General features: G+C 42.2%; 22 protein-coding genes, 3 pseudogenes and 1 other annotated feature. Of the genes and pseudogenes, 2 read left to right on the top strand and 23 right to left on the bottom strand.

Annotated features, from left to right (window positions below):
* Positions 1 to 173: 173 nt before the first annotated feature.
* The 8 genes and pseudogenes from DWX73_RS08570 to DWX73_RS08535 all read right to left on the bottom strand — a co-directional run bounded on the left by DWX73_RS08570 (position 174) and on the right by DWX73_RS08535 (position 8,527).
* The gene (locus tag DWX73_RS08570) at positions 174 to 1,055 is read right to left on the bottom strand and encodes a YitT family protein (RefSeq protein WP_118348403.1); all 882 of its coding nucleotides are present in this window, start codon (positions 1,053 to 1,055) and stop codon (positions 174 to 176) included.
* 249 nt (positions 1,056 to 1,304) lie between these two features.
* A complete protein-coding gene (locus tag DWX73_RS08565; protein WP_118348402.1) occupies positions 1,305 to 2,018 on the bottom strand; it encodes a GTP pyrophosphokinase in 714 nt (237 codons plus the stop codon).
* Between the two features lie 106 nt (positions 2,019 to 2,124).
* Positions 2,125 to 2,670, bottom strand: a complete 546-nt coding sequence (locus DWX73_RS08560) for a cob(I)yrinic acid a,c-diamide adenosyltransferase (protein WP_118348401.1) — start codon at positions 2,668 to 2,670, stop codon at positions 2,125 to 2,127.
* A gap of 14 nt (positions 2,671 to 2,684) precedes the next feature.
* Positions 2,685 to 2,948 (bottom strand): hypothetical protein, encoded by a 264-nt coding sequence (locus DWX73_RS08555; RefSeq protein ID WP_118348400.1) that lies wholly within the window; start codon positions 2,946 to 2,948, stop codon positions 2,685 to 2,687.
* A gap of 106 nt (positions 2,949 to 3,054) precedes the next feature.
* Positions 3,055 to 4,457, bottom strand: a pseudogene (locus DWX73_RS08550) (ABC transporter permease).
* A complete protein-coding gene (locus DWX73_RS08545; RefSeq protein ID WP_118348399.1) occupies positions 4,423 to 5,967 on the bottom strand; it encodes a COG1361 S-layer family protein in 1,545 nt (514 codons plus the stop codon). Before DWX73_RS08545 ends, DWX73_RS08550 begins: the two are co-directional and overlap by 35 nt.
* Positions 5,954 to 6,676, bottom strand: coding sequence for an ABC transporter ATP-binding protein (locus DWX73_RS08540; RefSeq protein WP_118348398.1), 723 nt, complete (start codon positions 6,674 to 6,676; stop codon positions 5,954 to 5,956). Before DWX73_RS08540 ends, DWX73_RS08545 begins: the two co-directional genes overlap by 14 nt.
* 210 nt (positions 6,677 to 6,886) lie before the next feature.
* A complete protein-coding gene (locus tag DWX73_RS08535) occupies positions 6,887 to 8,527 on the bottom strand; it encodes a Na/Pi cotransporter family protein (RefSeq protein ID WP_118348397.1) in 1,641 nt (546 codons plus the stop codon).
* A 232-nt stretch (positions 8,528 to 8,759) separates the two neighbouring features.
* On the opposite strand from DWX73_RS08535, the gene purF reads away from it, so the two are divergent.
* A complete protein-coding gene (gene purF, locus DWX73_RS08530; protein ID WP_118348396.1) occupies positions 8,760 to 10,172 on the top strand; it encodes an amidophosphoribosyltransferase in 1,413 nt (470 codons plus the stop codon).
* 74 nt (positions 10,173 to 10,246) lie between these two features.
* Here the strand turns inward: purF and spoVAE are convergent, their stop codons facing one another.
* The 14 genes and pseudogenes from spoVAE to DWX73_RS08465 form a co-directional block, all read right to left on the bottom strand.
* On the bottom strand, positions 10,247 to 10,603 hold the full coding sequence (gene spoVAE, locus DWX73_RS08525; protein WP_118348395.1) for a stage V sporulation protein AE: 357 nt from the start codon (positions 10,601 to 10,603) through the stop codon (positions 10,247 to 10,249).
* An 18-nt stretch (positions 10,604 to 10,621) separates the two neighbouring features.
* The gene (locus tag DWX73_RS08520) at positions 10,622 to 11,632 is read right to left on the bottom strand and encodes a stage V sporulation protein AD (protein ID WP_118348394.1); all 1,011 of its coding nucleotides are present in this window, start codon (positions 11,630 to 11,632) and stop codon (positions 10,622 to 10,624) included.
* Positions 11,632 to 12,119: pseudogene (locus DWX73_RS08515) on the bottom strand (SpoVA/SpoVAEb family sporulation membrane protein). Before DWX73_RS08515 ends, DWX73_RS08520 begins: the two are co-directional and overlap by 1 nt.
* 82 nt (positions 12,120 to 12,201) lie before the next feature.
* A complete protein-coding gene (locus tag DWX73_RS08510; protein ID WP_118348393.1) occupies positions 12,202 to 12,627 on the bottom strand; it encodes a stage V sporulation protein AB in 426 nt (141 codons plus the stop codon).
* Positions 12,624 to 13,289 (bottom strand): stage V sporulation protein AA, encoded by a 666-nt coding sequence (locus tag DWX73_RS08505; protein WP_118348392.1) that lies wholly within the window; start codon positions 13,287 to 13,289, stop codon positions 12,624 to 12,626. Before DWX73_RS08505 ends, DWX73_RS08510 begins: the two co-directional genes overlap by 4 nt.
* Positions 13,289 to 13,510 (bottom strand): hypothetical protein, encoded by a 222-nt coding sequence (locus DWX73_RS08500; protein ID WP_118348391.1) that lies wholly within the window; start codon positions 13,508 to 13,510, stop codon positions 13,289 to 13,291. Before DWX73_RS08500 ends, DWX73_RS08505 begins: the two co-directional genes overlap by 1 nt.
* Positions 13,511 to 13,581: 71 nt before the next feature.
* Positions 13,582 to 14,295 carry a SigF/SigG family RNA polymerase sporulation sigma factor gene (locus DWX73_RS08495; RefSeq protein ID WP_118348390.1) on the bottom strand — a complete coding sequence of 238 codons (714 nt, stop codon included), beginning with the start codon at positions 14,293 to 14,295 and terminating at the stop codon, positions 13,582 to 13,584.
* Positions 14,274 to 14,750 carry an anti-sigma F factor gene (gene spoIIAB, locus DWX73_RS08490; protein ID WP_118348389.1) on the bottom strand — a complete coding sequence of 159 codons (477 nt, stop codon included), beginning with the start codon at positions 14,748 to 14,750 and terminating at the stop codon, positions 14,274 to 14,276. Before spoIIAB ends, DWX73_RS08495 begins: the two co-directional genes overlap by 22 nt.
* Before the next feature lies 1 nt (position 14,751).
* On the bottom strand, positions 14,752 to 15,063 hold the full coding sequence (locus DWX73_RS08485) for an STAS domain-containing protein (RefSeq protein WP_118348410.1): 312 nt from the start codon (positions 15,061 to 15,063) through the stop codon (positions 14,752 to 14,754).
* A 115-nt stretch (positions 15,064 to 15,178) separates the two neighbouring features.
* Positions 15,179 to 16,567: a tetratricopeptide repeat protein gene (locus DWX73_RS08480; protein ID WP_118348388.1), complete on the bottom strand. Its 1,389-nt coding sequence runs from the start codon at positions 16,565 to 16,567 to the stop codon at positions 15,179 to 15,181.
* A 28-nt stretch (positions 16,568 to 16,595) separates the two neighbouring features.
* Positions 16,596 to 16,730 carry a hypothetical protein gene (locus DWX73_RS14310; protein ID WP_256439107.1) on the bottom strand — a complete coding sequence of 45 codons (135 nt, stop codon included), beginning with the start codon at positions 16,728 to 16,730 and terminating at the stop codon, positions 16,596 to 16,598.
* A 1-nt stretch (position 16,731) separates the two neighbouring features.
* Entirely contained in the window at positions 16,732 to 18,021 is a 1,290-nt protein-coding gene (locus tag DWX73_RS08475) for a bifunctional folylpolyglutamate synthase/dihydrofolate synthase (RefSeq protein ID WP_118348409.1), read from the bottom strand.
* Positions 18,022 to 18,042: 21 nt separating this feature from the next.
* A pseudogene (locus DWX73_RS15550) lies at positions 18,043 to 20,284 on the bottom strand (LTA synthase family protein).
* A gap of 36 nt (positions 20,285 to 20,320) precedes the next feature.
* Positions 20,321 to 22,969 (bottom strand): valine--tRNA ligase, encoded by a 2,649-nt coding sequence (locus tag DWX73_RS08465; RefSeq protein ID WP_118348387.1) that lies wholly within the window; start codon positions 22,967 to 22,969, stop codon positions 20,321 to 20,323.
* A gap of 53 nt (positions 22,970 to 23,022) precedes the next feature.
* Positions 23,023 to 23,248 (bottom strand) — a binding site (T-box leader).
* A 237-nt stretch (positions 23,249 to 23,485) separates the two neighbouring features.
* Between DWX73_RS08465 and DWX73_RS08460 the strand changes: the two genes are divergently transcribed.
* Positions 23,486 to 24,175 carry a hypothetical protein gene (locus DWX73_RS08460; RefSeq protein ID WP_118348386.1) on the top strand — a complete coding sequence of 230 codons (690 nt, stop codon included), beginning with the start codon at positions 23,486 to 23,488 and terminating at the stop codon, positions 24,173 to 24,175.
* A gap of 102 nt (positions 24,176 to 24,277) precedes the next feature.
* Here the strand turns inward: DWX73_RS08460 and DWX73_RS08455 are convergent, their stop codons facing one another.
* A complete protein-coding gene (locus DWX73_RS08455; RefSeq protein ID WP_242996760.1) occupies positions 24,278 to 24,697 on the bottom strand; it encodes a GNAT family N-acetyltransferase in 420 nt (139 codons plus the stop codon).
* Between the last annotated feature and the right edge of the window lie 161 nt (positions 24,698 to 24,858).

Genomic DNA, 24,858 nt, shown 5'->3' with positions numbered 1-24,858 from the left:
GAAACGAACTCTTGCTCAAATGATTATTTTAATCATGGCGTCAGACTATTTAATAACTTTATTTTTAGTCTGGCGCCATACTCTTATAGTAATTTTTATAACCTCTTTTTAATCACAAAAAAATCTCCCCAACCATATATCTACAGTTGGAGAGATCAAATGCTGTCAAAACACTATGATAGTCTCTTTTCAAAGTTACCGACTGCCTTCGCCCCTTCTGTGAAGATCATAAATGCATTCGGATCAATATCATGTACAATTCTTGTGATTTCATTCTGTTCATATTTTGAAATCATCACAACAAATACTTTCGATTCTTCTTTTGTATAAGAACCTTTTCCTTCCCACTCTGTTACACCTCTTCGCATTTCCTGCATAACAGCCTGCTCTACGCCATCTTTCTTTGTGAAGATCATAACGCTCAAACTGATATTCTGAACATGCACCCGGTCACAAGTCATTGCCATAACTGTTGCATAGATAAGGGAGTAAACTGTAATTTCAATGTCAAATACCATAAGACAGATTCCATAAACAAAAATGTTCATAATAATGCTGACTTTTCCTACACTGAAAGATGGGTATTTCTTTGCACATACCATTCCAAGTGTATCCTGTCCACCGCCTGAACTTCCGCCCCGCAGAATCAGTCCGGTACCGACTCCGGCAACAAGACCTCCGATAATACATGCTGTCAGATAATCCTCAATAATCGGTGTATTCGGAATCGGGATAAATGTCATAAACAATGTCTCAATTGTTGTTGTGTAGATAGACAGATAAAAAAAGCTTCTGCCAAGCACCTTCCATGCCATATAAAACAACGGTACGTTCAACAGCCAGAAAATAATACCATCCAGGTTAATTCCCCCAAGCGCTGCAATTTTCAGATAATCTACCAGAAAGGTTCTGATCAACTGCGCGATACCAAGAAATGTACCATTGTACAGATGCAGCGGTAAAATAATAATATTAACACCGGTTGCAAAAAGAAGGCTTCCAAGCGTTGCCCATGCGACACGAATGACCATTTTTTTGTTTTTTAGTTTCTCCATTCCTAACTTCCTCCTAATGTACTCATAGACTACATTCTAGCACCTTTGTATATTGTTGACAACTCATTTTTCAAGAATCTAATACTCTTTTTGAAAGATTTTATCTGGCATATCAACCCGCTTCATTTCTCTTTTATGATATGCAAAAACAGACCGATGATTTCTACATCAGTCTGTCTGCTATTCTGCAATTTTTCTTCTTCTATAACTGTATTCTGCGTATTATTTCGGCACATTCTTTACGCTTCATTACTCCAGAGAAATTTCTTTCCGGAGCATCATGCGTTCTTCCGCTTCTTCTGGATCATCTGGTTCATCAAAATCCTTCTGTTGATCAAGGCATTCCTGAATTGCTTCATTCAGCGAAAGCATCCTCTCGTCTAATGCTGAAACCATCTCCGCACATTCCTTTAAATCTCTGCTGATATATTCCGGTGCATTTCCTTCAAACTTATAATAAATCTTATGTTCCAGACTTGCCCAGAAATCCATTGCAATGGTACGAATCTGTATCTCTACCTTCGTATCTACTACACTGTCTGATAAATAGATCGGAACCGCAACAAGCATATGATAACTCTTATAGCCGCTCTCTTTTGGATTCTTAATATAGTCCTTTACCGACAAAACTTTCAAGTCACTCTGGTTTCCTATCATCTCCGCTAAGCGGTAAATATCCGATGTGAAAGAGCAGATCAGACGTACTCCTGCAATATCATTGACATAGCGAACCATATTCTCAATGGATGTCTCGTGTCCGTTTCTCTTCAGCTTCTTAACAATACTTTCTGCCGTCTTAATTCTCGTCTTAATATGTTCAATCGGATTGTATCGGTGTACATGCTGAAATTCGTCGTTAAGAATCTCAAGCTTCGTTCCAACTTCTTTTAAAGCTGCATTATAGAGGAAGATCACTGTTTTCCAACTATCTACATCGTCATAGTTTTTAAGTGCTGCTTCCATTGGTATCTCCTCCCAAAATGTATTCTCTGATTAGTATTTTCATTATAGCACATCCGGCAGATACTGTCATATACTTCACACTTTTTTAAGAAATCTTTAAATTACCTTAACGCTCAATTCCGTCTCTCGCCGTTTGTCCACGGTCAAACGGATGTTTGATCTTCTTCAGTTCTGTTACATAATCTGCCAATGCAACCATCTGCTCTGTCGGCGCATTTCCGGTTAGCACAAGTTCTGTCTCTTCCGGCTTTTCGCTCATAAAAGAAAGCAGTTTTTCTTCTCCCAGAATTCCTGCCCGAACTGCATAAATCGCTTCATCCAGAAATACCAGGTCGTAATGTACTTCCTTTATCATCTTTTCAATCTCGCAAAGTTTTTCTTCATTTTCTTTCAGACAAATTAGTTTTTCCTCTTCTGTCATCTGAAAACTGAATTTTACCTGTTCCGGTCCGGAAACACATGTTACTTGCTCAAGCTGTTCCAGAATCTTTCGCTCACTGGACATATTATTTTTCATAAACTGATACACCAGCACTCGATATCCATAACCTGCCGCGCGCACCGCCTGCCCTACTGCTGCTGTTGTCTTTCCTTTTCCGTCTCCGCAATAAATATGAATCAATCCAGGTCTATCGGTAATTTTTTTCTCCATTGTTACCCTCTTTTCTACTCTTCAATCACATGGATTTCCAGATAATCAAACTCAATCGTATCAATAAAATTATCCTGATAGAATCTGGCCTTGTCATGACGCCTGAATTCTTCAATAGTCGCATCCAGCCAGATTGGCTTACTCAGATCAAATTCATAACAGATTTCCTCTAAAGCCTGAAATACTTTATGTGTGCGTGTATCATCAGATTCAATACAAACTGTTGTATCCCGAACCATTCGATTGTCTTTTATTTCTTTTCCCCACAAACGGAACATCTTTTTTCCTCCTGATTTCTCGTCATTTACTGCATTATATAACAATCAGTCCAAAAAGAAAAGCAGGTATCTCCCTGCTTTTCCTACAAATCTGATTTCTATCTGATTAATTATTCCGGATTGCTTCCAACGCACTGAGCTTCATCGCTCTTCGTGCCGGAAAATATCCTGCCAGAATCCCAACCATCGCAGCAAATCCAAGTGACGCCAATACAAGCCACAGTGAATATAGGAAATATTTGCTTCCACTCCCATGATCATCTCGCCGCTTACCACTTTATTGATTGCGAACGACATCAAAAAGCTTAAAATATTTCCAATAGTTCCTCCAAGCAACCCGATAAATGCCGCTTCCATCAAGAACATCTGCCGGATATTCTTCAGACTGCAGCCAAGTACTTTAATGATTCCAATTTCTTTCGTACGTTCATAAATGGACATCATCATTGTATTGGCAATTCCAATTGCCGCTACGAGGAGCGATACTGCCCCGATTCCTCCGAGAACTGCCTGCACAATTGCAAACTGCTGTTTCGTGCTTTCTAAAGCTTCCACATTGCTGTTGGCATTATATCCCATACTGCGGATAATGTCTGAAACTTCTTTGACATGTTCCATGTCATCTACTTCTACACGAATTTCAGAATACATTAATTCTTTAAATGGCTTTCCTGCCTGATTCAACGGCTGTCCCGGAATCGCCCGCCCCCGGAACTCTTTCTGAAGTACTGTTTTTAATGTATCCAGATCGCAGTATACATTATAAAAATGCTGATTGTACTCTTCCGGTCCGCCTTCCACAAGGCCGCATCCCTTTATTACATGTTTCTTAGGCGGTTTGATCTCCTGCTGACTGCCGTCTCCCCCAGGAATGTTCGTACTTCCCATCGAAGAATAATAAGCCTCTGTATCCAAAATCAAAAACATAGAATCTTTCAGCAGATCAATGTTCGGCAATTCTCCTGTCTCATAATATCCACTTCCGCCGTTCTTTGTATACATATTAGTAAGAATTCCATTTCCAAACAGAAGCTGAAGTTCCCCTGTTCCGCTATCCGGAAAACGGCTTTCCGGTGTCATTTTTATCTTCGCATTCTGAAGCGCAGACGGTGTCATCCCTGTCAGTGTAATCCATCCCTGGTATTTTCCTTTCAGCAGCATGGCCTCTGCAGTCAGCACCGGTTCTACCCCATTCACATGCTCAAGCATCTCAAATTCTTTTCTTGCATCATCGTTTAGATATTTCTTCTCATCATCATTTTGCTGCCCGTTGTTGCTATCACTATAATACATGCCCATGCCGCCATCCATACTGTATACAGTAATTGTTGTCAGACCGCCGTACTCCTCAATCTGTTTATACATGGCTTCCTGCATTCCAAGTCCAAGTGATACCATTACAACAATAGATGCTGTTCCTATGACTACCCCCAGAACAGTCAGAAAAGTTCTCAGCTTTCTTCGCTTTAAATTACTACTGCTCATCCTCAGTAAGTCTATCAAACTCATCTACTAATCCGGCCTCCTCATCTTCCATTCTGCGTTTTTTCTTCTTTTTTACAATAATGACCGCAGCTACTACTGCAATTACAATTCCTCCGCCAATCACAAACGGGATTACCGGGAATCCTTTTTCCTCCGGTTCTTCCGGCATCTCCATCATCCCTACATCCTCTATCATCGGCTCTGTAACGAACATCGTCAGGTTCTTTTCAAATGTTGCAGGTGTTCCCTCTTCGTCTTCATATGACATAATCATTTTAACAGTTCCGTCTCCTGTTGTAGCCTGAACACCTGTCAGCATCGCATCTACAGAGGCAGTCGCACCCGGTTCCACATTGCCGAGGAACTGTTCCTGTGCTTCGATGCCCTCTCCGGCAAAATTAACTTTCACATTATATAATTTTGTACGTCCAAGATTGTACAGATTGCACATCACATTGGCTTCCGATCCAACCTCAATGGAATCAGATGTCATCTCAAACTCACTGAATTCAAATCTCGCATCCTGCTTAATCGGAATCGATACGCTGGCTGTTGATTCAAACTGCGCTGCATCGCTATTCTCATACTTCATACCGATATTGATGCTGTATGGTTTCTGCACCAGATCTGACTTTGCATTCAGTACGATAGAAATATCGCTTTCTCCATTCGCTTTTATCTTATCCAGGTAGATTGAGTTGGAGCCTGATGCCGGAAGAAATGCCGGTGATGCTGTATTTGCATCCTGTCCTTCTGTCGGCGCCTGCAGATCAAACAGTAGGTTCTGTACTCCTGTTTCCTTTGAGGTATTCTTCAAATGAATGATCAGCTTAAAGTCTGTTCCGGCTTTTACAACTGCCGGTTCTGTAGAAAATCCTGTCACAATGACACGCGGCACGGAAGCTGAACCTTCTCCTCCGGATACATCACCGTTGCTGATACCGCCTCCGATATCGATTCCTCCCATATCGCCCTGTCCTGAGTCTGTCGGCGGTTCCGGCTGTGGCTGCGGTTCTGGCTGCGGCTGTGGTTCCGGCTGTGCCTTTGCATTGATTCGGATAAACACATTCGGAGAAGCGGTATAAGCCGTTCCTTCTTCATCTTCATAAGTAATCGTAAATTTCAGCTCATACTTTCCTGCCTGTGTATCGTCCGGAACTTTCACTGCATATGTAAGCGGTTTTTCCTCTCCTGCCGCAATATCTTCAAGCTGTACTGTACTGTTCATGTTGCCGGTATCAAACGGCCATTTCTTCTCATTCTTCGGCACTACAACAACATTTTTAATATTTTTATCCGAATTGTTCTTAACCTTAATCTCCAGTGTCCCTTCTGTTCCGGCTTCATACACCGGCCTCTCCTGACCTTCTCCAAAGGACAGCTTTAATGTTGGTATCTTGGAGCTTACAGATGACTTTGTCTCTTCCACCTTCTGTGATACTGTGTCTGCTGCCAGTGCCTCTCCCGGCTGAAACGCTGTGCCTACCATTCCCAGACACAGCAACATTGCTAAAAATTTCTTACTTCTCTTCATGATGATCTTCCTCACTCTCTTTCCTGTTGTCTTCTATTTTAACGATTTTACCGTCAATAATATGAAAAATCCTGTCTGCATAAGAAGCCAGATGGTTATCATGGGTAACCATAACAAGCGTCTTCTTCTGCTTGCGCACAACCTGCTGCATCAGCGTCATAACTTCTTCTGAAGTATGAGAATCCAGATTCCCAGTAGGCTCGTCTGCAAATATAATCTTCGGATTTACAACAAGAGCCCTCGCCACACCTACGCGCTGCTGCTGTCCTCCTGACATCTGTGACGGATAATGCTTCTTATGCTTTTTTAGATTTACAAGATCCAGCATCTGATCTGCCTTCTTCATCCGCACCGCTTTCGGAACCCCCTGAAAGCTCAGCGGAAGCGCTACGTTCTCTGTGGCATTCATTGTTCCCAGCAAATGAAACGACTGGAAAATAAATCCCACATGATCTCGTCTGAATTTTACAAGCTGATCTTCATTCAGCTTTTCGATATGCTGATCACTGATGATGACCTCACCTTTCGTTGGCCGCTCCAGTCCTGCAAGCATATTCAGAAGCGTAGATTTACCGGAACCGGATGTTCCTACAATCGCACAGAATTCGCCTTCATATATCTCAAAGTCAACACCGTTCAGCGCTCTGACAATACTGTCGCCAACACGGTACAGCTTATACAGCTGCTTTACTTCTATTACTTTCTTCACATGCGTTACTCCTTCCTTCAACACCGTACTACAAGCAATAGTACACTTGAATTTATCATACTAGAAAACTGCCAAAAAAGATACTACAAAATCTTTAAGTTTTTATTAACTTTGAATACTTCCTGTTTTTCACTGTCTTTACCGCACAAAAAGAGAACAGCAGTCCTTTTTTTCAGAACGCTGTTCTCTTTAGATTGATTTGATGATTCTTTATTCTGCTTTTTCAAGCACTTCTTCTGCAATATTTCTTGCATGGTCAGAAATACGTTCCAGACATACAAGCGCATCCAAGTATACGATACCTGCTTCTGTCGTGCACTGATTTTTTGTCAGACGCTTGATATGAGATGCTCTCATAGAAATTTCCAAAGCATCTGCCTTTGTCTCTTCTTCTATAACAAGAAGCGCTTTCTCACGGCTTCTTGTCTCATAAGCCTCCAACGCATAGAAGTAACTGTTTGTACAAACTTCAATCATCTCTGTCAGCTCTTCTTTGCCGTCATCAGTAAACTGGGCTTTGCCTCCGATCAATGATTCTGCAAATTCAGAGATATTTTCGCAGTAGTCACTGATACGCTCAATATCAGACAGCACCTGAAGCATATGTGTTACTTCCTGATGTTCCTTCTCGCTGACTGCCAGAGCGCTGAGTTTCACTGCATAAGATGTAATCTGGGCGCTCATCTTATCAACCACATCTTCTTCTTCACAAATCTCGCGGATCGCATCCCGATCAAGTGTAAACATAACTGTTTTCGCTTTTTCCAGAGAATCTGCAACAATATGTCCCATACGGATCAGTTCTTTTTCTGCAGACTGAAGCGCGATTCCCGGTGTCTCAAGCATACGATCATCCAGAAGTACCTGTTCTTCTGTATTTTCGCTTTCTTCCACTCTGCTGATTTTCTTTGCAAGCTTAATAATCAGACCAGATGCCGGGAAGAGAAGTACTGTTGTTCCAATGTTAAAGATTGTATGAACAAGTGAAATTTCTGTCTGTGTAATCTGTCCCATTCCTGCCGCCGGATTAATTACCTGGAAGAATACGATCGCTCCCACGCTAAAGAGTACTGTACCGATTACGTTAAACAGTAAATGCATAAATGCTGCTGTCTTTGCATTTCTCTTTGCTCCGATGGATGACAGAAGCGCTGTCACACAAGTACCGATATTCTGTCCCATGATAATATAAATGGCTGCGTTAAATGGTACAAGACCTGCTGCTGCAAGACTTTGCAGAATACCAACAGATGCTGAGGAACTTTGGATAATCGCCGTTACTCCCGTACCTGCAAGAATTCCGAGGAACGGATTTGCTCCAAGTGTTGTAAACACACTTCTGAATACTGCGGAATCCTGAAGCGGCTCTACTGCTGAAGACATTGTGGAAATACCGACAAATAACAGACCAAATCCAATGATAATATTGGAAATCTCTTTTGTCGCATAGCGTTTTCCTGTCAGCATGACAATTACACCGATCATAATCGCAATCGGCGCCAGCGTTGACGGACTTAAAAACTTCGCCCACTCCACACTGGAGACAAGCCATCCGGTTACAGTTGTACCAATGTTGGCACCCATGATCACGCCCATCGCCTGTGTCAGATTCATAATTCCTGCATTTACAAAACCAACTACCATGACCGTTGTTGCTGAAGAACTCTGAATCACAGCGGTAATAGATGCACCTAAAATTACTCCGAGGAGCTTATTTTTCGTTAAAATCTCAAGCAGCGTCTTCATTTTGTTTCCTGCTGCATTTTCAAGCCCCTGTGCCATAATCTGCATTCCATAGATGAACATACCAAGTCCGCCTACAAATGGCACAATGATATTTACATAGTTCATTTCTTCCTCCTGTAAATTCCCTTTTTCTCTTTGTTATTTTATTTTTCCTTATTTAAAATAGCATTATCTTTCCCGAATGACAAGAATTAACTTTAATTTTACATAGATTTAACATTATTTGCCTTGACGCAGACACTATTTTAGTCTTATTATACATTGACTTTTCCAGACATGTCTGGGATAATTCTATCGTAAAAAATTCAAATAAATTTCAGGAAAAGGACTGATACTTATGAATCAAAAGAACTGTTATGACAGTGGGCTTCACGAAGAATGCGGAGTTTTTGGCATCTACGATCCTTCCGGACACAATGTTGCATCTTCTATTTATTACGGATTATCTGCACTTCAGCACCGCGGACAGGAATCCTGCGGTATCGCAGTTACTCATACGGATGGACCAAAACGAAATATCCTTTCCCACAAAGGACTCGGACTTGTCAATGAAGTGTTTCATCCGGATACACTCCACGCGCTTCCGGGAAATATTGGTGTAGGACATGTGCGCTACTCTACTGCCGGAGCGACCACCGTAGAAAATGCACAACCTCTTGTTCTGAATTATATAAAAGGAGCATTGGCTCTTGTTCACAACGGCAATTTAATTAATGCAGAAGAAATGCGGCACCAACAGGAAATGACAGGTGCTATTTTCCAGACGACAATTGATTCTGAAGTTATCGCATATTCCATTGCCCGAGAACGAATTCACACTCATTCTGTAGAAGATGCAGTTCTTCAGACTGCACAAAACATTCAAGGTGGATTTGCATTAATTATTATGAGTCCTCAAAAGCTCATAGGGATTCGTGATCCTCTCGGGCTCAAACCACTTTGTCTTGGCAAAAGAGATGATGCTTATATTCTTGCCTCTGAAAGCTGTGCACTAACTTCTGTCGGTGCTGAACTGATCCGCGATATTAAACCGGGAGAAATGGTTTCTATTACTGCTGATGGTATTACCTCCGACCTAACACTTTGTCAGACAAAACACGCTCGCTGTATTTTTGAATATATTTATTTTGCACGACTAGACAGCTGTATTGATGGAATCAATGTCTATGATGCCAGAATCCAGGGAGGACGCGCCCTTGCTAAATCTTATCCTGTAGACGCTGATCTTGTAGTTGGTGTTCCGGAATCTGGCATTACCGCTGCAAAAGGCTACTCAGAAGAATCCGGAATTCCATTTGGAATTGCCTTTTATAAAAACAGCTATGTAGGCAGGACTTTCATTAAACCAAGCCAGCAAGAACGAGAAGACAGCGTAAAAATTAAACTAAATGTTCTGGCATCTGTTGTTAAGGGGAAACGCCTCATCCTTGTAGATGACTCCATCGTGCGCGGAACTACGATTGCCAACCTAATTCGGATGCTGAAACAGGCTGGCGCTCTTGAAGTCCATGTACGCATCAGTTCGCCGCCGTTTCTCTATCCATGCTATTTCGGAACTGATGTTCCGTCCAACAAACAGTTGATCGCACATCAGCATACAACTGAAGAAATCTGTCAGCTGATTGACGCTGATTCCCTCGGTTATATGAAAATCGAAGACCTTCAGTCCATGGTTGGGAACCTTCAAATATGCAAGGCATGTTTTGATGGAAATTATCCGATGGATGTCTCACATTTAACCAAAAATTAGCATACCATTCCGATGGGGAGAGGCAATTCCTCTCCCTCTCGGATTGACTGCTCTGCTTTCAAACATTTCTCATCTTATTTTTTCATTTTCGGCTCAAAGATTAATGATGCCAGATATCCGAAAATCAAAGCAGCCGAAATTCCCACTGCACTCGCTTGAAATCCTCCCATAAAGAGTCCGATAAATCCGTTATTGTCTACTCCTTCTTTTACTCCTTTCCAGAGTACATTTCCAAATCCAAGCAGCGGAACACTCGCGCCTGCTCCCGCATACTTCAGAAATGGTTCGTAAATCTGAAGGCATCCAAGCACTGCACCGCTGCATACGAGCAGCACCATGACTCTTCCCGGCATCAGCTTTGTCCGGTCCAGAAGAATCTGTACGATTGCACAGATCAGACCTCCTACCCAGAATGCATTTATATAATCCATAAGTTCCTCCTGCTATTTTTAGATTTCTGCATGTTCCAGTACAATCCCGTGTGCAATTCCTGGAACACTCTCTCCTTCATTATAGCTGACAGTGGACATGAGTGCTCCTGTCGGCACAAAGAGTACCCGCTTCCACTCACCGCTTACAAGCTTTGGCAAAATACATGCTGCCAATGTTGTTGCCGCACATCCGCATCCGCTTCCTCCGGAATGGGTATCCTGCATCTGTTGATCGAAAATCATCATTCCGCAGTCGTTATGATTACTCTTAATATCGTTTCCCCGTTTTCTCATAAGATCAAACAGAATACTTTGTCCCACATAGCCCAGATCTCCGGTAATAATCCTGTCATAATCTTCTGCCCGGCGTCCAAAGTCTTCGAAATGTTTCAAGATCGTATCACAGGCTGCCGGCGCCATGCACGCTCCCATATTTTGAGAATCTTTCAAACCATAATCAACAATTTTTCCGATGGTCACTCCGGCAATCCGAACGCTGCTCGGTGCAGTTCCCACGATAAAAGCCCCGCTTCCGGTCACAGTCCAGGAAGCCGAGAGCGGTCTTTGATTCGCATATCCAAGCGGAAAACGAAACTCCTTTTCTGCACTTCCGAAATGGCTTGAAGTAACCGCAAGCATATAATCTCCGTAACCGGCAGCTACGCTCATAGAGGCCAGCGCCAACGCTTCTCCGGAAGTAGAGCAGGCTCCATAGAGTCCGAACATTGGAATTTGAAATGCTTCCACCCCAAGAGATGTGGCAATTCCCTGTCGGAGCAAGTCCCCGCCAAACAGATAGCGAATCTGCTCCGGACCAAGTCCGGCTTTCCCAAGAGCAATCGCACACGCCTTATTCTGCATCCGGCTTTCTGCCGCCTCCCATGTATCTTCCCCGAAAAGATTTTCATTATCTACAAAATCAAATAGCGATCCTAAAGGTCCCGCTCCTTCTTTTTCTCCTACAACTGAAGCTGCCGTAATAAGATACGGCGCCTGTTCAAATGAAATACTCTGGCTTCCTTTGATCATCAGAAATTTACCCCCATTCTTCCCAGAAGATAATAGAGCAGGCCAAGCATCCACGATGTCAGTATTCCATACAAGATAACTGGGCCTGCAATCGTAAATATTTTACAGCCCACACCGAAGACCTGTCCTTCCTTCTTATATTCAATTGCCGGCGCCGCTACAGAATTAGCAAATCCGGTAATCGGAACAAGAGCTCCTGCACCGCCCCATTTCCCGATTCTGGGATAAAGCCCCACTCCTGTCAGTAATACGCTAAGCAAAATAAGAAGAAGTGATGTCCACGCTCCACAAATCTCCTGATTCATTCCGAGTGACTGACAATAGTTAAAAATCCCTTGTCCGATTACACAAATACTTCCTCCTGTAATAAATGCTTTTATCATATTGGTATATACGTTATGCACCGGTGTTTTTTCTTTTACATAGCTTCATATGCTTCCGCTCTCTTTTGTTTCTGTGCTTTTTTTTCCTCTTCTTTTGTCTCCATCCTTCTGGCATTAGCAAGTCCGTCTTTTACTTCCTGTCTCTGTCTTCTCCCGGATGCGTTTCCCATTTTTTATCTCTCCTTTCTACCAGCGATTCGCATAAAATATCACTGCTCCAATTCCTTTTCCAAAAGCAATCCCGGCAATAAGCCAGGGAATCCCTTTAAGAATTTTTACTCTCCTGACAAAAATCGGAAAAATATTCAGGATTTCCGCCAGCGCCATAGACCAGCATCCCACAAAGATCCCTGCACATAATCCGAATATCGGCAAAAGAACCATACCTCCCGGAATACTCAAACGATACAGAAAAAAAATATTTCCCAGAATCCCTCCGAGTGCAACACATTCTTCATATAATAATACCTTATCACCGGTACGGGTCCGATCTGCAAATTCGGAAATCACACCAAGTCCGATAATAAAGGAAAACAGCCCTCCGGCAATTGCAACTCCGCCTGAAAAACCAATCATTCCAAGCAGAATCTGCGCCGCCCAATTCGGCATCATACGCTTCCTCCTCTTCCCTTCGGATGCGGTTCTCCTGCATCGATCTCTACCTGTTCCCTTGAATAGTTTTGAATCAAAGTTGTCTGGATGTCGTTTTCATAGAGACGCATTTCCACCTCCATCGGTGTTGGATCTACTGCAAACTTGCGTCCGCCAAAATGATTGAAAAAGATTAAGATCCCAATCGTAAGACCAACACTGTAAGTAAGTTCCAAAATAGTAAATCCATCCGAAGGACTGCCTGTCAGCAGCTCATAAACCTGTCCAAATAACTTCGCCATAGCCACATCATTTTGGAAAGCCATAATCGAAAATGCTGCTCCCACAAAGGAAATCAGCACTACCGCCGCCGTTTTACACAGGTGGAACAGCTTGTTTGGTGTTTGTTGTTTCTCATAGACAATAATCATATCCTGTGCTCCAAGATTCTGGATATCTACTTCCGAATACTGCCGGTGAATCAACTCAATTACCCTAAGAATACTCATCACATATCTTCTCTGTTCTTTCGCATTGATTTTCAGTACTTTTATTGTTTTAATCTTTGACAGCATAATGGGATCTGTACATTCTACCGCCATAAGATCTCCTACCGTCACATCCGGCTTCTTTACTTCAATACATTGTTCCGCCTTCAGATAAACTGTCGTCTTCCCCGCCATTATCTTACCTGGCAGAGTTCTTTTTCTTCTGCCGCTCCCTTTTCTTTCCATTTTGCTTCTTCTGCACCTGTTATTTTTGTGTCCGTCTGACGCACAAGAGTTCCTCTATTTATCACTTCTATTTTTCCGTCTTCGTAATAATAATAAGCAATGCCTGCCAACACTGCCGCAAACACAACACAAATTAGGCATATCCGAAGTTTTCTTCTTGCCTGTTCCATTTCCTTCCACCATCCTTTCTTTTAGAAGTAGTATGTACATTCTCGAAAAAAATATTCAGATATGCCTTTTTCTACATCTGACTTCGCAGATAGAGCAGGATTTTCTTTTCCATCCGCGATACCTGCACCTGGGAGATCCCAAGCTCTTTTCCAACCTGTGTTTGCGTCTGATTTTTGAAATACCGCAGATAAATCAGCCGCCGTTCTTCCTTCTTCAGCGTTTCCAAAAGGCCTCCCAATACAATCTTATTTAAAATCTGTTCTTCATGGCCTTCTTTTTCCATAAGCCTGTCTACAAGCTGGATTTCATTTCCATCTTTTTGATACACCGGCTTATAGATGGATTCCACTTCTCCCGAAGACTCAAGCGCCATCGTAAGCTCCTCTTCCGGCACACCAAGCTCTTGCGCCAGCTCCTGTACCGTTGCGTCTCTTCCCAGTTCTTCCTGAAGTCTCTCCCGTATCAAATGTGCCTTGTAAGAAAGTTCTTTCAATGACCTGCTTACCTTGATCATCCCGTCATCTCTCAAAAACCTCCTGATTTCTCCTGCAATCATCGGAACTGCATAGGTAGAAAATTTCACCTCAAAATCCAGGTTGAACTTATCAATCGCTTTCAAAAGTCCGATACTTCCAATCTGAAACAAATCTTCCGGCTCTGTCCCGCGTCCGCAAAAACGTTTTACAATACACCAGACAAGTCCCATATTTTCTTCCACTAGCTGTGCTCTCGCTGTCTCATCCCCATCGTGAGATTGTTTGATCAGTGAGATTGTACGGTCCATATGTTCCTTCCTTTTCCGATTGTTTTTGCCATCGTAACCTTTGTTCCCCTGCCCGGATTTGACTCAACTTTGACTTCATCCATAAACGCCTCCATAAACGCAAATCCCATGCCGGATCGGTCCAGTTCCGGCTTCGTTGTATACATCGGCTCCATTGCTTTTTGCACGTCTTCGATTCCTACTCCTTCATCTGAAACCTGGATCTGTATCGTCTTCTTCCGAATCTGACAGTGAATCTGTATCTGACGGCACGTCCCATCTTCCTTATAAGTCTTTCCTTCATATCCGTGGATTACCGCATTTGTTACCGCCTCGGAAACTGCTGTTTTCACATCTGAAACTTCCTCCACCGTAGGATTTAGCTGGGTTAAAAACGCCGCCACGGCTACTCTTGCAAATCCTTCATTTTCTGAACAGCTGTCAAACCTGATCTCCATTTCATTGGTGTCTCTCATTTTAAATTTCCTCCTCACATACCCGGATTATTTTCGCTGCACCTGACATCTTCAGTATTTTCCGCATTCGCTCATTTGTATGTACTGCCCACACTTCGCCTCCTAACAGACAAAGTGTCCGATATCTCCCCATAATTACTCCGATTCCTGAACTATCCATAAAATCTGTATCCCTAAAATCAAAAATGACATACCGGATATGCTTTCTCCTGATCAGTTCGTCCGCTTCTTTACGGATGGTCTCTGCACTAAAATGATCTACCTCCGGCGGCAGAAAAATTGTCAGACAGTTTTCTTCAATTAAATACTCCATGAACTTAATACCCCCTGTGTTCTTTGCCGGAATCTGCTTCCTGTTCCTTTGCTTTTCCGGCAAATGAAAAAGGAAAATGCAATTTCTTACACTTTCCTTCTCTGACGTAACTTTTTTATTCTTCTTCGTAATCATATGAATCGTAGGAATCTTCTGAATCAGATGATGAATCTCCTGATAAAAAGATTCCTGCCGGTGTCCCGGAAAGACCGCCCGCTGCAAGGTCTGCCTGTTCCGTATCCGGATAAAGTTCTATTACACGGTTGTATTTTTCTTTCGCCTTTTCTGTATTGTCGGCGGCAAGATATGCATCTGCCAATGCAAGAAGCGCGTCTCCGTCTTTATAGTCTTCTGTCATAGCAATAATTTCTTCCAGAGCTGCAATTTCTCCTTCCGAATTCTCATCAGCATGATAATTAGCTGCTTCGCTGTAAAGCTTACTGCACACACTCGGATAGATCTTGCCGGCAAGTTTTGTATAATCAGCGCTTCCAGTCTCTCCCAGTACAGATGCATTTACCGTTCTCAGTCCCTCAGCCATATCTGCATAACTATAGTCTCCTGATGCATATTGATCTGATACTTTAAGTAATGCCTCATAACTCTCCTGAGCAGAAGCTGCCGCTGCTTTCGCTGCTTCCGTTTCGTCCTGATCTGCCCTGTATTCTTCAAGCTGTGTCTTTAACGCACTTACCTGCGCTTTCTGTGCCGCAATCTCCTGACTATAGGCTGCTGCTGTTCTTGTCACATTTGACGCCTTCGCCGCATTTACAGTCGGAACAACCAGAAACCATACAAAGGCTGCTCCAATCAAGATTCCCACGAAAATATTCATAATCATCATTGATGGCGGCATATCTTTCATTACAGAGGCAGCCGGCTGGATAATCGTTTCATTTCCTACCTGGTATGTAACCGTCTTCTCCTTTTCTTCTCTTTGGCCGGCCTGCTTCCCATTGCCAAACAGCTTTAGCTCATGCAAGTATCGAAGCGTGAGCGGATCTGTTGTATCAAGACGCTGCGCCCTTCTCAGCATCTGTTTCGCCTTTGCCGGCTGTCCGGTATGAAGATAGATCAACCCAAGAAGCTGAAATGCCTTTACAAAAGATGGATGTTCCGTTACAGCCTTGCGAAGCTCAATGACTGCCACATCTTCATTCCCCTGAAAGCAATGCGTAATACTCTGATTGTATTTCTTCACAGCATCATTGATTGTCTCTAACTGCCCTGCCGAATCCTGTACTTTACGGATATAATATTCAGCGATATTCTCATGTGCCTGAAAACTTTTACTGATAATCCATTCCACCAGTGCCTCTGACACTTCTCCCCGGCCATAGTACACAAGCCCAAGAAGATTTCTCGCCTGCGTATTCGCCCTGTTATATTGTAAACTTCTTCGCAGAGACGCGATCGCTCCGGACAGATCTCTGATCTGTGCCTTTTTCAGTCCATCATTATACCAGTAATTCGACTGACGGATAAGTCTCTTTTGATATTCCACTTGTATTCCCCACAATCTTTCTGATTCACTATTTCGTCTGGTGCATCATTTCCCGCAGAAGATCAGACATATCCGTGAGGTCTTCCTCATATACGGCCTCTTCGATCTCTTCTACTTCTAAACTCGGTTTAAATTTCTTTAATTCTTCTTCAAAGTCAAGCATGTTATTTTCCTCCTAACAGCTCTTTGAGCATACCAATCAGATACAGTGAGCCCAGACAGTAGAGCTCCCCGTTCTCCCCTTTTTCTTTACAGGCATATGAAAAAGCCTGCTGATAATCTTCGATTACTTTTACCGGACAATCGGTCTCTTCCTTGAATATCCGGCAAAGTTCTTCCGGACTTGCCGCCCGTTGATCTTTAATCTCCGTAATAACAAATACATCTGCACAGCTCGCTCCTGCAAGAAGCCGGATCATATGTTCATAATCCTTATCCTGTACTGCCGAAAAAAGGATTACTCGTTTTCCCCGCTTTTCTTTTGCCGAAACAGACTCTGCAAAAACCTTGACTGCACCAAGATTATGCGCCCCATCCAGAAAAATTCCCGGTTTCACTTCTTCCATTCTTCCTGCCCAGTGTACTCCGGCAAGAGCTTTCTGCCATCTGTCAAGATGCTTTTCTTCTTTCCACAAACTTCGCATCGCCTCTAATGCCAGTATGGCATTCATTGGCTGATACAACGCTGTTGTGGACAAGTGCCATACGGTAGTTTCATAATACGCACTCACACTTGAAAATGCAATATCTTTTCCTGCAGTTTTTTGAATTTCGTACGCATTTTTCGTGATTTCTCTACAAGGTGCTCCGAGTTCTCTGACTCTGTCTCTTATTACTTTGGCGCCTTCTTCACAGTTCCCGTCAAAAATTACCGGAACTCCCGGTTTTATGATTCCTGCTTTCTCTGCTGCTATTTCAGCTATTGTCTCTCCAAGAATCTCTGTGTGATCCAAACTGATAGACGTAATTATGGAAATAACAGGATTGCCGATCGCATTGGTAGCGTCCAGCCTTCCGCCAAGTCCTGTTTCAAGAATAATATATTCGACACCGCTTTCTGCAAAAATATCCATTCCCATTCCAAAAAGAAATTCAAAAAAAGTCGGATGTGCGATTCCTTCTTCCTGCATTTTCTTTACTGCGTTTCGCACCCTCTCAAAACTTTCCAAAAAGACTTCATCTGCAACCGCCTGTCCATTCACACAGATTCTCTCATTCATCTTTACAAGATGAGGCGAAGTAAACATTCCAACTGTCTTTCCTTCTGACAATAGAAGCGCCTGCAGATAGGCACAAACGGAACCTTTTCCATTTGTGCCTGCAATGTGAAGTATCTTCTGCTCTCTTCCTTCTGCATTCAGGCGTTTCAAAAACTGCCGCGTATGCTCAAGAGAGTTTTTTGTTGTAAACTTTGGAAGACTGTAAATATAATCTTCTGCTTCCTGATAATTCATATCGTTCTCCCAACAAACCACTTATTCTGTCTTCTCCTGTTTCTGATCTGCTGCCTGATCTTTACCGGCTTCTCCTTCAGCAGCCTCCTTATCGGAAATTTCCTCCCCGGTATTCTCTGCTGTCTCTTCTGTCTGTTCCACAAGTTTTCCGTCGTAATATACATAAGCCGCAGACGTTCGAAAGATTGTATTGCTGGAACCTACCTGACTGATTTCAACAACATCTCCTTCTTTCAGAGTACTTTCTTTCAAATCAATCCTTGTATTATTTAAAAATGTGGATTTTTGTTTTTCACCATTGATATAAACCTTACTGTATTTTGTAAAATGATCTCCGTAAATACTGTAAGCACCATCTAAATGCGAAACAAGATCAGTGATATAAACGTCTTTCACACCCATTTCCATGTAGCCTCCGATCTTCGGAGTCTCTCCCTGGTAAATGTAGCCTTCTCCGTAAAGCATATCATACTGCAGAAGTTCCAGGTCTGACAGATAGTTTTTTGTCTGTCTTCTCTGCTGATGATAGTTAAACACAGAACCTGTATGGAAACCGACTCTGTCAAATACATCTGCCATGATCTGATATGCCGGGATATTCCGGTCTGACTTTTTAAGTCCCATATTATCCCAGATAACATAGTTCGTATTATAAAGATAACGGCTCTTTAAGTCTTTTACTTCCAGACCTAATGTCGGCAGATGGTCTCCATAAAAGACAACGACTGTAGGCTCATCACGCTTCTTTACTTCTTCAATCAGATGTCCTGCAAATGCATCCATCTCATACACCTGATTCACATAATATTCCCACTTATTTTTTGTCGCCTCATCTTCAATTCCACTCAGTTTGATATGTGGATCTTCCAATACCGGTTCTTCCGGATAATCTCCATGCCCTTGTACACTGACACAAAATACAAAGTCTCTCTCTTCGTCAGATCCATCGCCTCTGTAATCTGATCTACAAGGATGTCATCTTTCGCCCAGCCATTTTCTGTAAACTGAAGATATTCATAAATTCTTTGCTTGTAAAACTGTCAAATCCCATGTTGTTATAAACTTTTGCGCGACTATAGAAATTACCGCCATTATTGTGAAGCGCATGCGTTCCATATCCTAGCATTTCCAGCGCTGATGCCGCACTTTCGCACTGTTTCTCTTTGACATAAGTTTTATATGGATATTCTCCCGGTCCAAAATAACGCATATTCATTCCGGTCAGTACCTCAAATTCTGTATTCGCGGTTCCGGCTCCTACAGACGGTACTTTAAAGTATCCGGAAGAATAGTTTTTAGACATTTCTCTAAGATTTGGAATCGGGTCTTCTGAAGTCTCAAAAAATTCTACCTCCAACGGGTCAAAATAAGATTCCAGCTGTACTACAATAATATTCGGACGTTCTTTCGTGTCCGCACTTGCCATCGTCATTTCACCCTTTTTGCTGATCTTATCCATCTTCGCCTCAGAATATCCGTTTGGCTGATGAATTCCTGTATTAAACAGGCTGGCGCTAAAACAATATGGAAAACCATAGTCCTCATATGCAAATGCAATATTTCCAAAATAAGTAGAAATCACTCGGTTATCAATTGCATACTTTGTCACTACACTGTAGCCAAGAGCGCAGCATCCAATTCCGATCAGCGCCATCCAACGGTGCAGTTTTCCTGTGAACTGTCCCCCTCGTCTCCACATTGCAACAACCCAGACGATTACGGCTCCGATCCCTACAATCAGCATCACAAGCTCCAGCGGATCAAAATAATTATTCATGATCGCCATTGCTTCTGCCATAACCTTCAAATCCTGAGCATTAAACGGCGTGACACGCTTGATCAGCATATAGCCATTTGTCACACCTAAAGCCATCCAGAACACCGTCAGGATAATTCTGGCAAACACTCGTCTTCTTACGAGATATACAATCGAGAATGTAATAAAGATTAAAAACGCATTATATAAAAATACCCACGGTGATCCTGTCATATAATCCCATGCTTCCATGAAGGAATGTCTTGAGATTACTTCGATAAAAAAGTTGATCACACAGGCTAACAGTGCGTGCATAAGAATCGAAATCCGATTCATAAACCGGTATACCGGCTGCATTTTTTTTGCAAACGCACTGTTTCTGCGCTTTTCTAAAATCATTTCCCGTCTGACTTTTCTTTGATGAAGATATTCTTTCACATCTTCTTTTTTCAGATTTCTTACCTTGCTCCACATTCCTTTGATATCTGGTTTATGAAATTTTTTCATGTATGAAACCTCTCATCAAATCATCAGTAAAACACATTATTTGCGAAGCTGTCCAAGTCTTTCCTGAACCTGCTCCATCATCTGTGCATATTTTGCAAGTTTCGCTTTCTCTTCGTCTACTTTTGCCTGCGGCGCCTTACTCATAAACTTCTCATTGTTCAGCATTCCATTGACACGAGCCAGCTCCTTTTTCAGCTTCTCTTCTTCTTTCTCAAGGCGGGCAATCTCCTGTTCAAAGTCAATGAGATCCTCAAGCGGCATGTAAACGCTGGCATCCGGAACTACAATCGATACAGCATCTTCGGCAATTCCTTCTTTCACTGCAGTTACAATCATCTCACTTGCACTCATAAGCGGCAGTACCGAATGATTCATATGTTCAAAACCGTTTCTGAGTTCCTCATCCGCACAAACTACATATACTTTTGCTTTGCGGCTTGCCGGAACATTCATCTCAGCTCTTGTATTTCGAACACTGCGGATAATTTCTTTCATATGATCCACAATATTTTCTGCTTCTGTATCACACAGCGCTTCATCACATACCGGCCAAGATGACATCATCAGAGATTCCTCTTCCGGTACAAGTGCACTGTAGATTTCTTCTGTTACAAACGGCATATATGGATGAAGCAGCTTCAGTGCATCTCCCAATACTTTCTTCAATGTCCAAAGCGCACTGTTTGCAGATACCGGATTCTCTTCTGCGTGGTACATACGATATTTTACAAGCTCAATATACCAGTCACAGAATTCATCCCAGATAAAATCATATACTTTCTGAACTGCAATACCAAGTTCAAACTTGTCCATATTCTCTGTTACATCTTTTGCAAGTGTATTCACTTTTGATAAGATCCAACGATCTGCTGCCTCAAGTTCTTCTCTTGACGGTTCTGTAATTTCTTTGCCTTCCATATTCATCATGATAAATCTTGACGCATTCCATACTTTGTTGGCAAAGTTACGGCTGTTTTCCACACGTTCTTCATAGAAACGCATATCGTTCCCTGCTGAGTTTCCTGTTACGATTGTCAGACGAAGCGCATCTGCTCCATATTTGTCGATCACATCAAGCGGATCAATTCCATTTCCAAGAGATTTGCTCATCTTGCGTCCCTGAGAGTCGCGGATCAGTCCGTGGAACAATACTGTATGGAACGGAGCTTTACCTGTATATTCATAACCTGAGAAAATCATACGGATTACCCAGAAGAAAATGATATCGTACCCTGTTACAAGAACATCTGTCGGATAGAAATAATCAAGATCTTCTGTTTTCTCCGGCCATCCAAGTGTAGAGAATGGCCACAGTGCAGAACTGAACCATGTATCAAGCGTATCCTCATCCTGTGTGAAATGTGTGCATCCACAATGTGGACATTTCTCAGGCATCTCATGTGCTACAACAACTTCGCCGCATTCGTCACAGTAATATGCCGGAATTCTGTGTCCCCACCAAATCTGTCTGGAAATACACCAGTCGCGGATACCATTCAGCCAGTTCATATATGTTTTATTCATACTTTCCGGAATCAGACGGATTTCTCCTGATTCAACTGCATGAATACAGTGTTTTGCCAGATCTTCCATCTTTACATACCACTGCTGTTTAATCAACGGCTCTACTGTCGCATGGCATCTCTCATGTGTTCCTACATTATGAGTATGCTCTTCGATCTTAACAAGATATCCCTGTTCTTCCAGATCTTTCACAATTGCTTTACGAGCTTCATAGCGTTCCATACCTGCATACTTTCCGCCAAGTTCGTTGATCGTAGCATCATCATTCATAATATTAATTTCCGGAAGATTGTGACGTTTTCCTACTTCAAAGTCATTCGGATCATGTGCCGGTGTAATCTTAACTGCACCTGTTCCAAACTCTTTATCAACGTAAGCATCTGCAACAATCGGAATTTTCTTATTTACAAGCGGAAGCAATACCATCTTTCCTACAATATCTTTGTAGCGCTCGTCATCCGGATGAACTGCAATAGCAGTATCTCCAAGCATAGTCTCCGGACGTGTTGTTGCGATCTCAAGGAAGCGGTCTGTTCCTACGATCGGATATTTAATGTGCCAGAAATGTCCCGCCTGTTCCTCATGTTCTACTTCAGCATCTGACAATGCAGTCTGACATACCGGACACCAGTTTACAATTCTGGAACCTTTATAAATATATCCTTTTTCATAAAGCTTGATAAATACATCTTCTACGGCTTTCGAGCATCCTTCATCCATTGTGAAACGTTCTCTGTCCCAGTCGCAGGAAACACCAAGCTTTTTCAACTGATTCTCAATCGTTCCCGCATATTCTTCTTTCCATTCCCATGTTTTCTGAAGGAATGCTTCACGGCCGATCTCGTGTTTATCAATTCCCTGATCCTTTAACTGGTTTGTAACCTTTACTTCTGTAGCAATGGCTGCGTGGTCTGTTCCCGGAACCCATAATGCATTATATCCCTGCATTCTCTTATAGCGGATCAAAATATCCTGCAGTGTATTGTCAAATGCATGTCCCATATGCAGTTTTCCGGTAATATTCGGCGGCGGCATTACCGTTGTAAACGGCTTTTTGCTGCGGTCTACTTCTGCATGAAAATATTTGTTTTCACACCATTTTTCATATAGTTTTGGTTCAATCTCTTTCGGATTATAAGTTTTTTCAAGTACTTTACTCATAAATATCCTCCTCATTTTGAATTTCCTACGTAATAAAAAAGCCCTTTACAACTGTAAAGGGCGAATCTATCGCGGTACCACCTTTGTTATCTGTAATTGCTTACAGATATCTCTCTGTTCTGTAACGGGAACTCCCGTGATACCCTAATCACATCTGCGGTTCAGATATCCGGCTCCAAAGCTACCTTCCACAGCCGCTCTCTGCGATCACCTCTCAGCCAGTGATGATCTTCTCTTTCAGCGCCCTCTCTGTGTACTCCTCTTTCTCTCAGCCTTTTCTAATAACTAATGTAAACTATCGATTCTAATCATATCTTTCCCCGCCATTTTTGTCAAGAAAATTGCTAAAAGTTTATAAACTCTTAAGAAGTCAATTCCTTTTAGAATAGAGTACAATTTTTTGTGAAATATTGTGAATTTCCATTGCGAAATTCGTACTATTATATTACAATTGTATTATAAAATAGTCTTCTGAAAGATGGTGAGATGTTTATGTACAAAGGGTGGAAAAAAATAATGCTTATTTTCGGAATTATTGCCGGACTTCTAATACAGCCGGTGCTTTTTCTGACAGCATATTCTTCTGCTGTTACCCGTCAGGTACATAAAGCTCTCTCAATTGCCGCAACGCCTGACGCTGCCAGCGAAGAACTTCAGAGAATTCTTCCTGAACCGGAGCAAAGCGAAGACGCTTGTGACAGTTTCGAACGAGGTATTCTCACGGAAACTACTTACGAGAGTGAATGGGCTGGTCTGCGTTTTCTCTGTCCAGCCGGCTTATACATGGAATCAAGAGAAGAACTGGATATCGGAATTACCGATGAAAATGGCGAGCTTCTTGATAATACCGGAATCATTAACGAGCTTGGTGTCTATGATCCGGAAAATTCCTTTTATCTTTCCCTGTCTGTGGAGAATGTCTTCTATGAAGGCATGACAGTAAATGAATATCTGCAGTTCATCGTTTCGACTTATTCTTCTGATACATTTAATTATCAGTCTAACGATACTTACGATACTGTGCAGATTGGAAATCTATCTTATTCTAAGCTTTCTATTTCTGCTGTAGATGAAGGCGGTATTCCGTTCCACGAAGATTTTTATGCAGCTCTGAAAGATGATCGTTTTATTGTCATTTCTTCCTATTATAGTGATGACGCAAAACACCTCAACGAGCAGACAATGCAGGCGTTTACCGCTTATTAATTTGCCAACTACTATTTATCATATTTCCCCTAACCTAAGATACCGGCTGTACATTTTGTGCACGCCGGTATCTTAATGATTTATATCTTTTATATTTTTCTGTCAGGACAATTCTTTTATCAAAAAAAGTTCCATCGGCTGTGCATAAGCCGGAATGTCTATCACAAATCCTCCACAGTCTTTATACCCCAGTTTCCGATAGAAATGCTGCGCTTCTTCATCCACCTGCGTGGATGTCAAAAGCATTCCGTACCCCAGATCTTTCATCTCTTTCTCCCAATACTCCATCAGCACGCTGCCATATCCTTTGCCGCGATATGCTTCTTTTAGTATCAGCATGGTACAAAACGGTGTATTATCCCAAAAGAGATTATATCTCAGAAGTCCTACCGGACACTGATTCTCCAAAAGAACATATCCCCTCTTTGTATTCACTTTATTCTCAAACTCCTGTTCCGGTAAATGCTTATCTAATGTATACCAAAATTCCCTGTCACTCTTCTCCATATATCTGACTTCCACCAAAGTACCTGCCTCCTTTTCTTAATCATACGTTATTTTCAATCTTGCAGGGATTGTACCAAGCCGCTAGCGCGGCGGCTAGCCCCAGGTACGTGAATTTTCCACTTTTTTAACAAAAAAGTAGCAGTTTTTGAATATATGTTGTATTGTTGAGTTACCAC

Origin of the sequence: Coprococcus sp. AF21-14LB, assembly GCF_003458885.1 — a bacterium.
Taxonomy (GTDB): Bacteria; Bacillota; Clostridia; order Lachnospirales; family Lachnospiraceae; genus UBA9414.
Note: the sequence above shows the minus strand (reverse complement) of the source record. Positions and strands in the feature narration are given on the sequence as shown.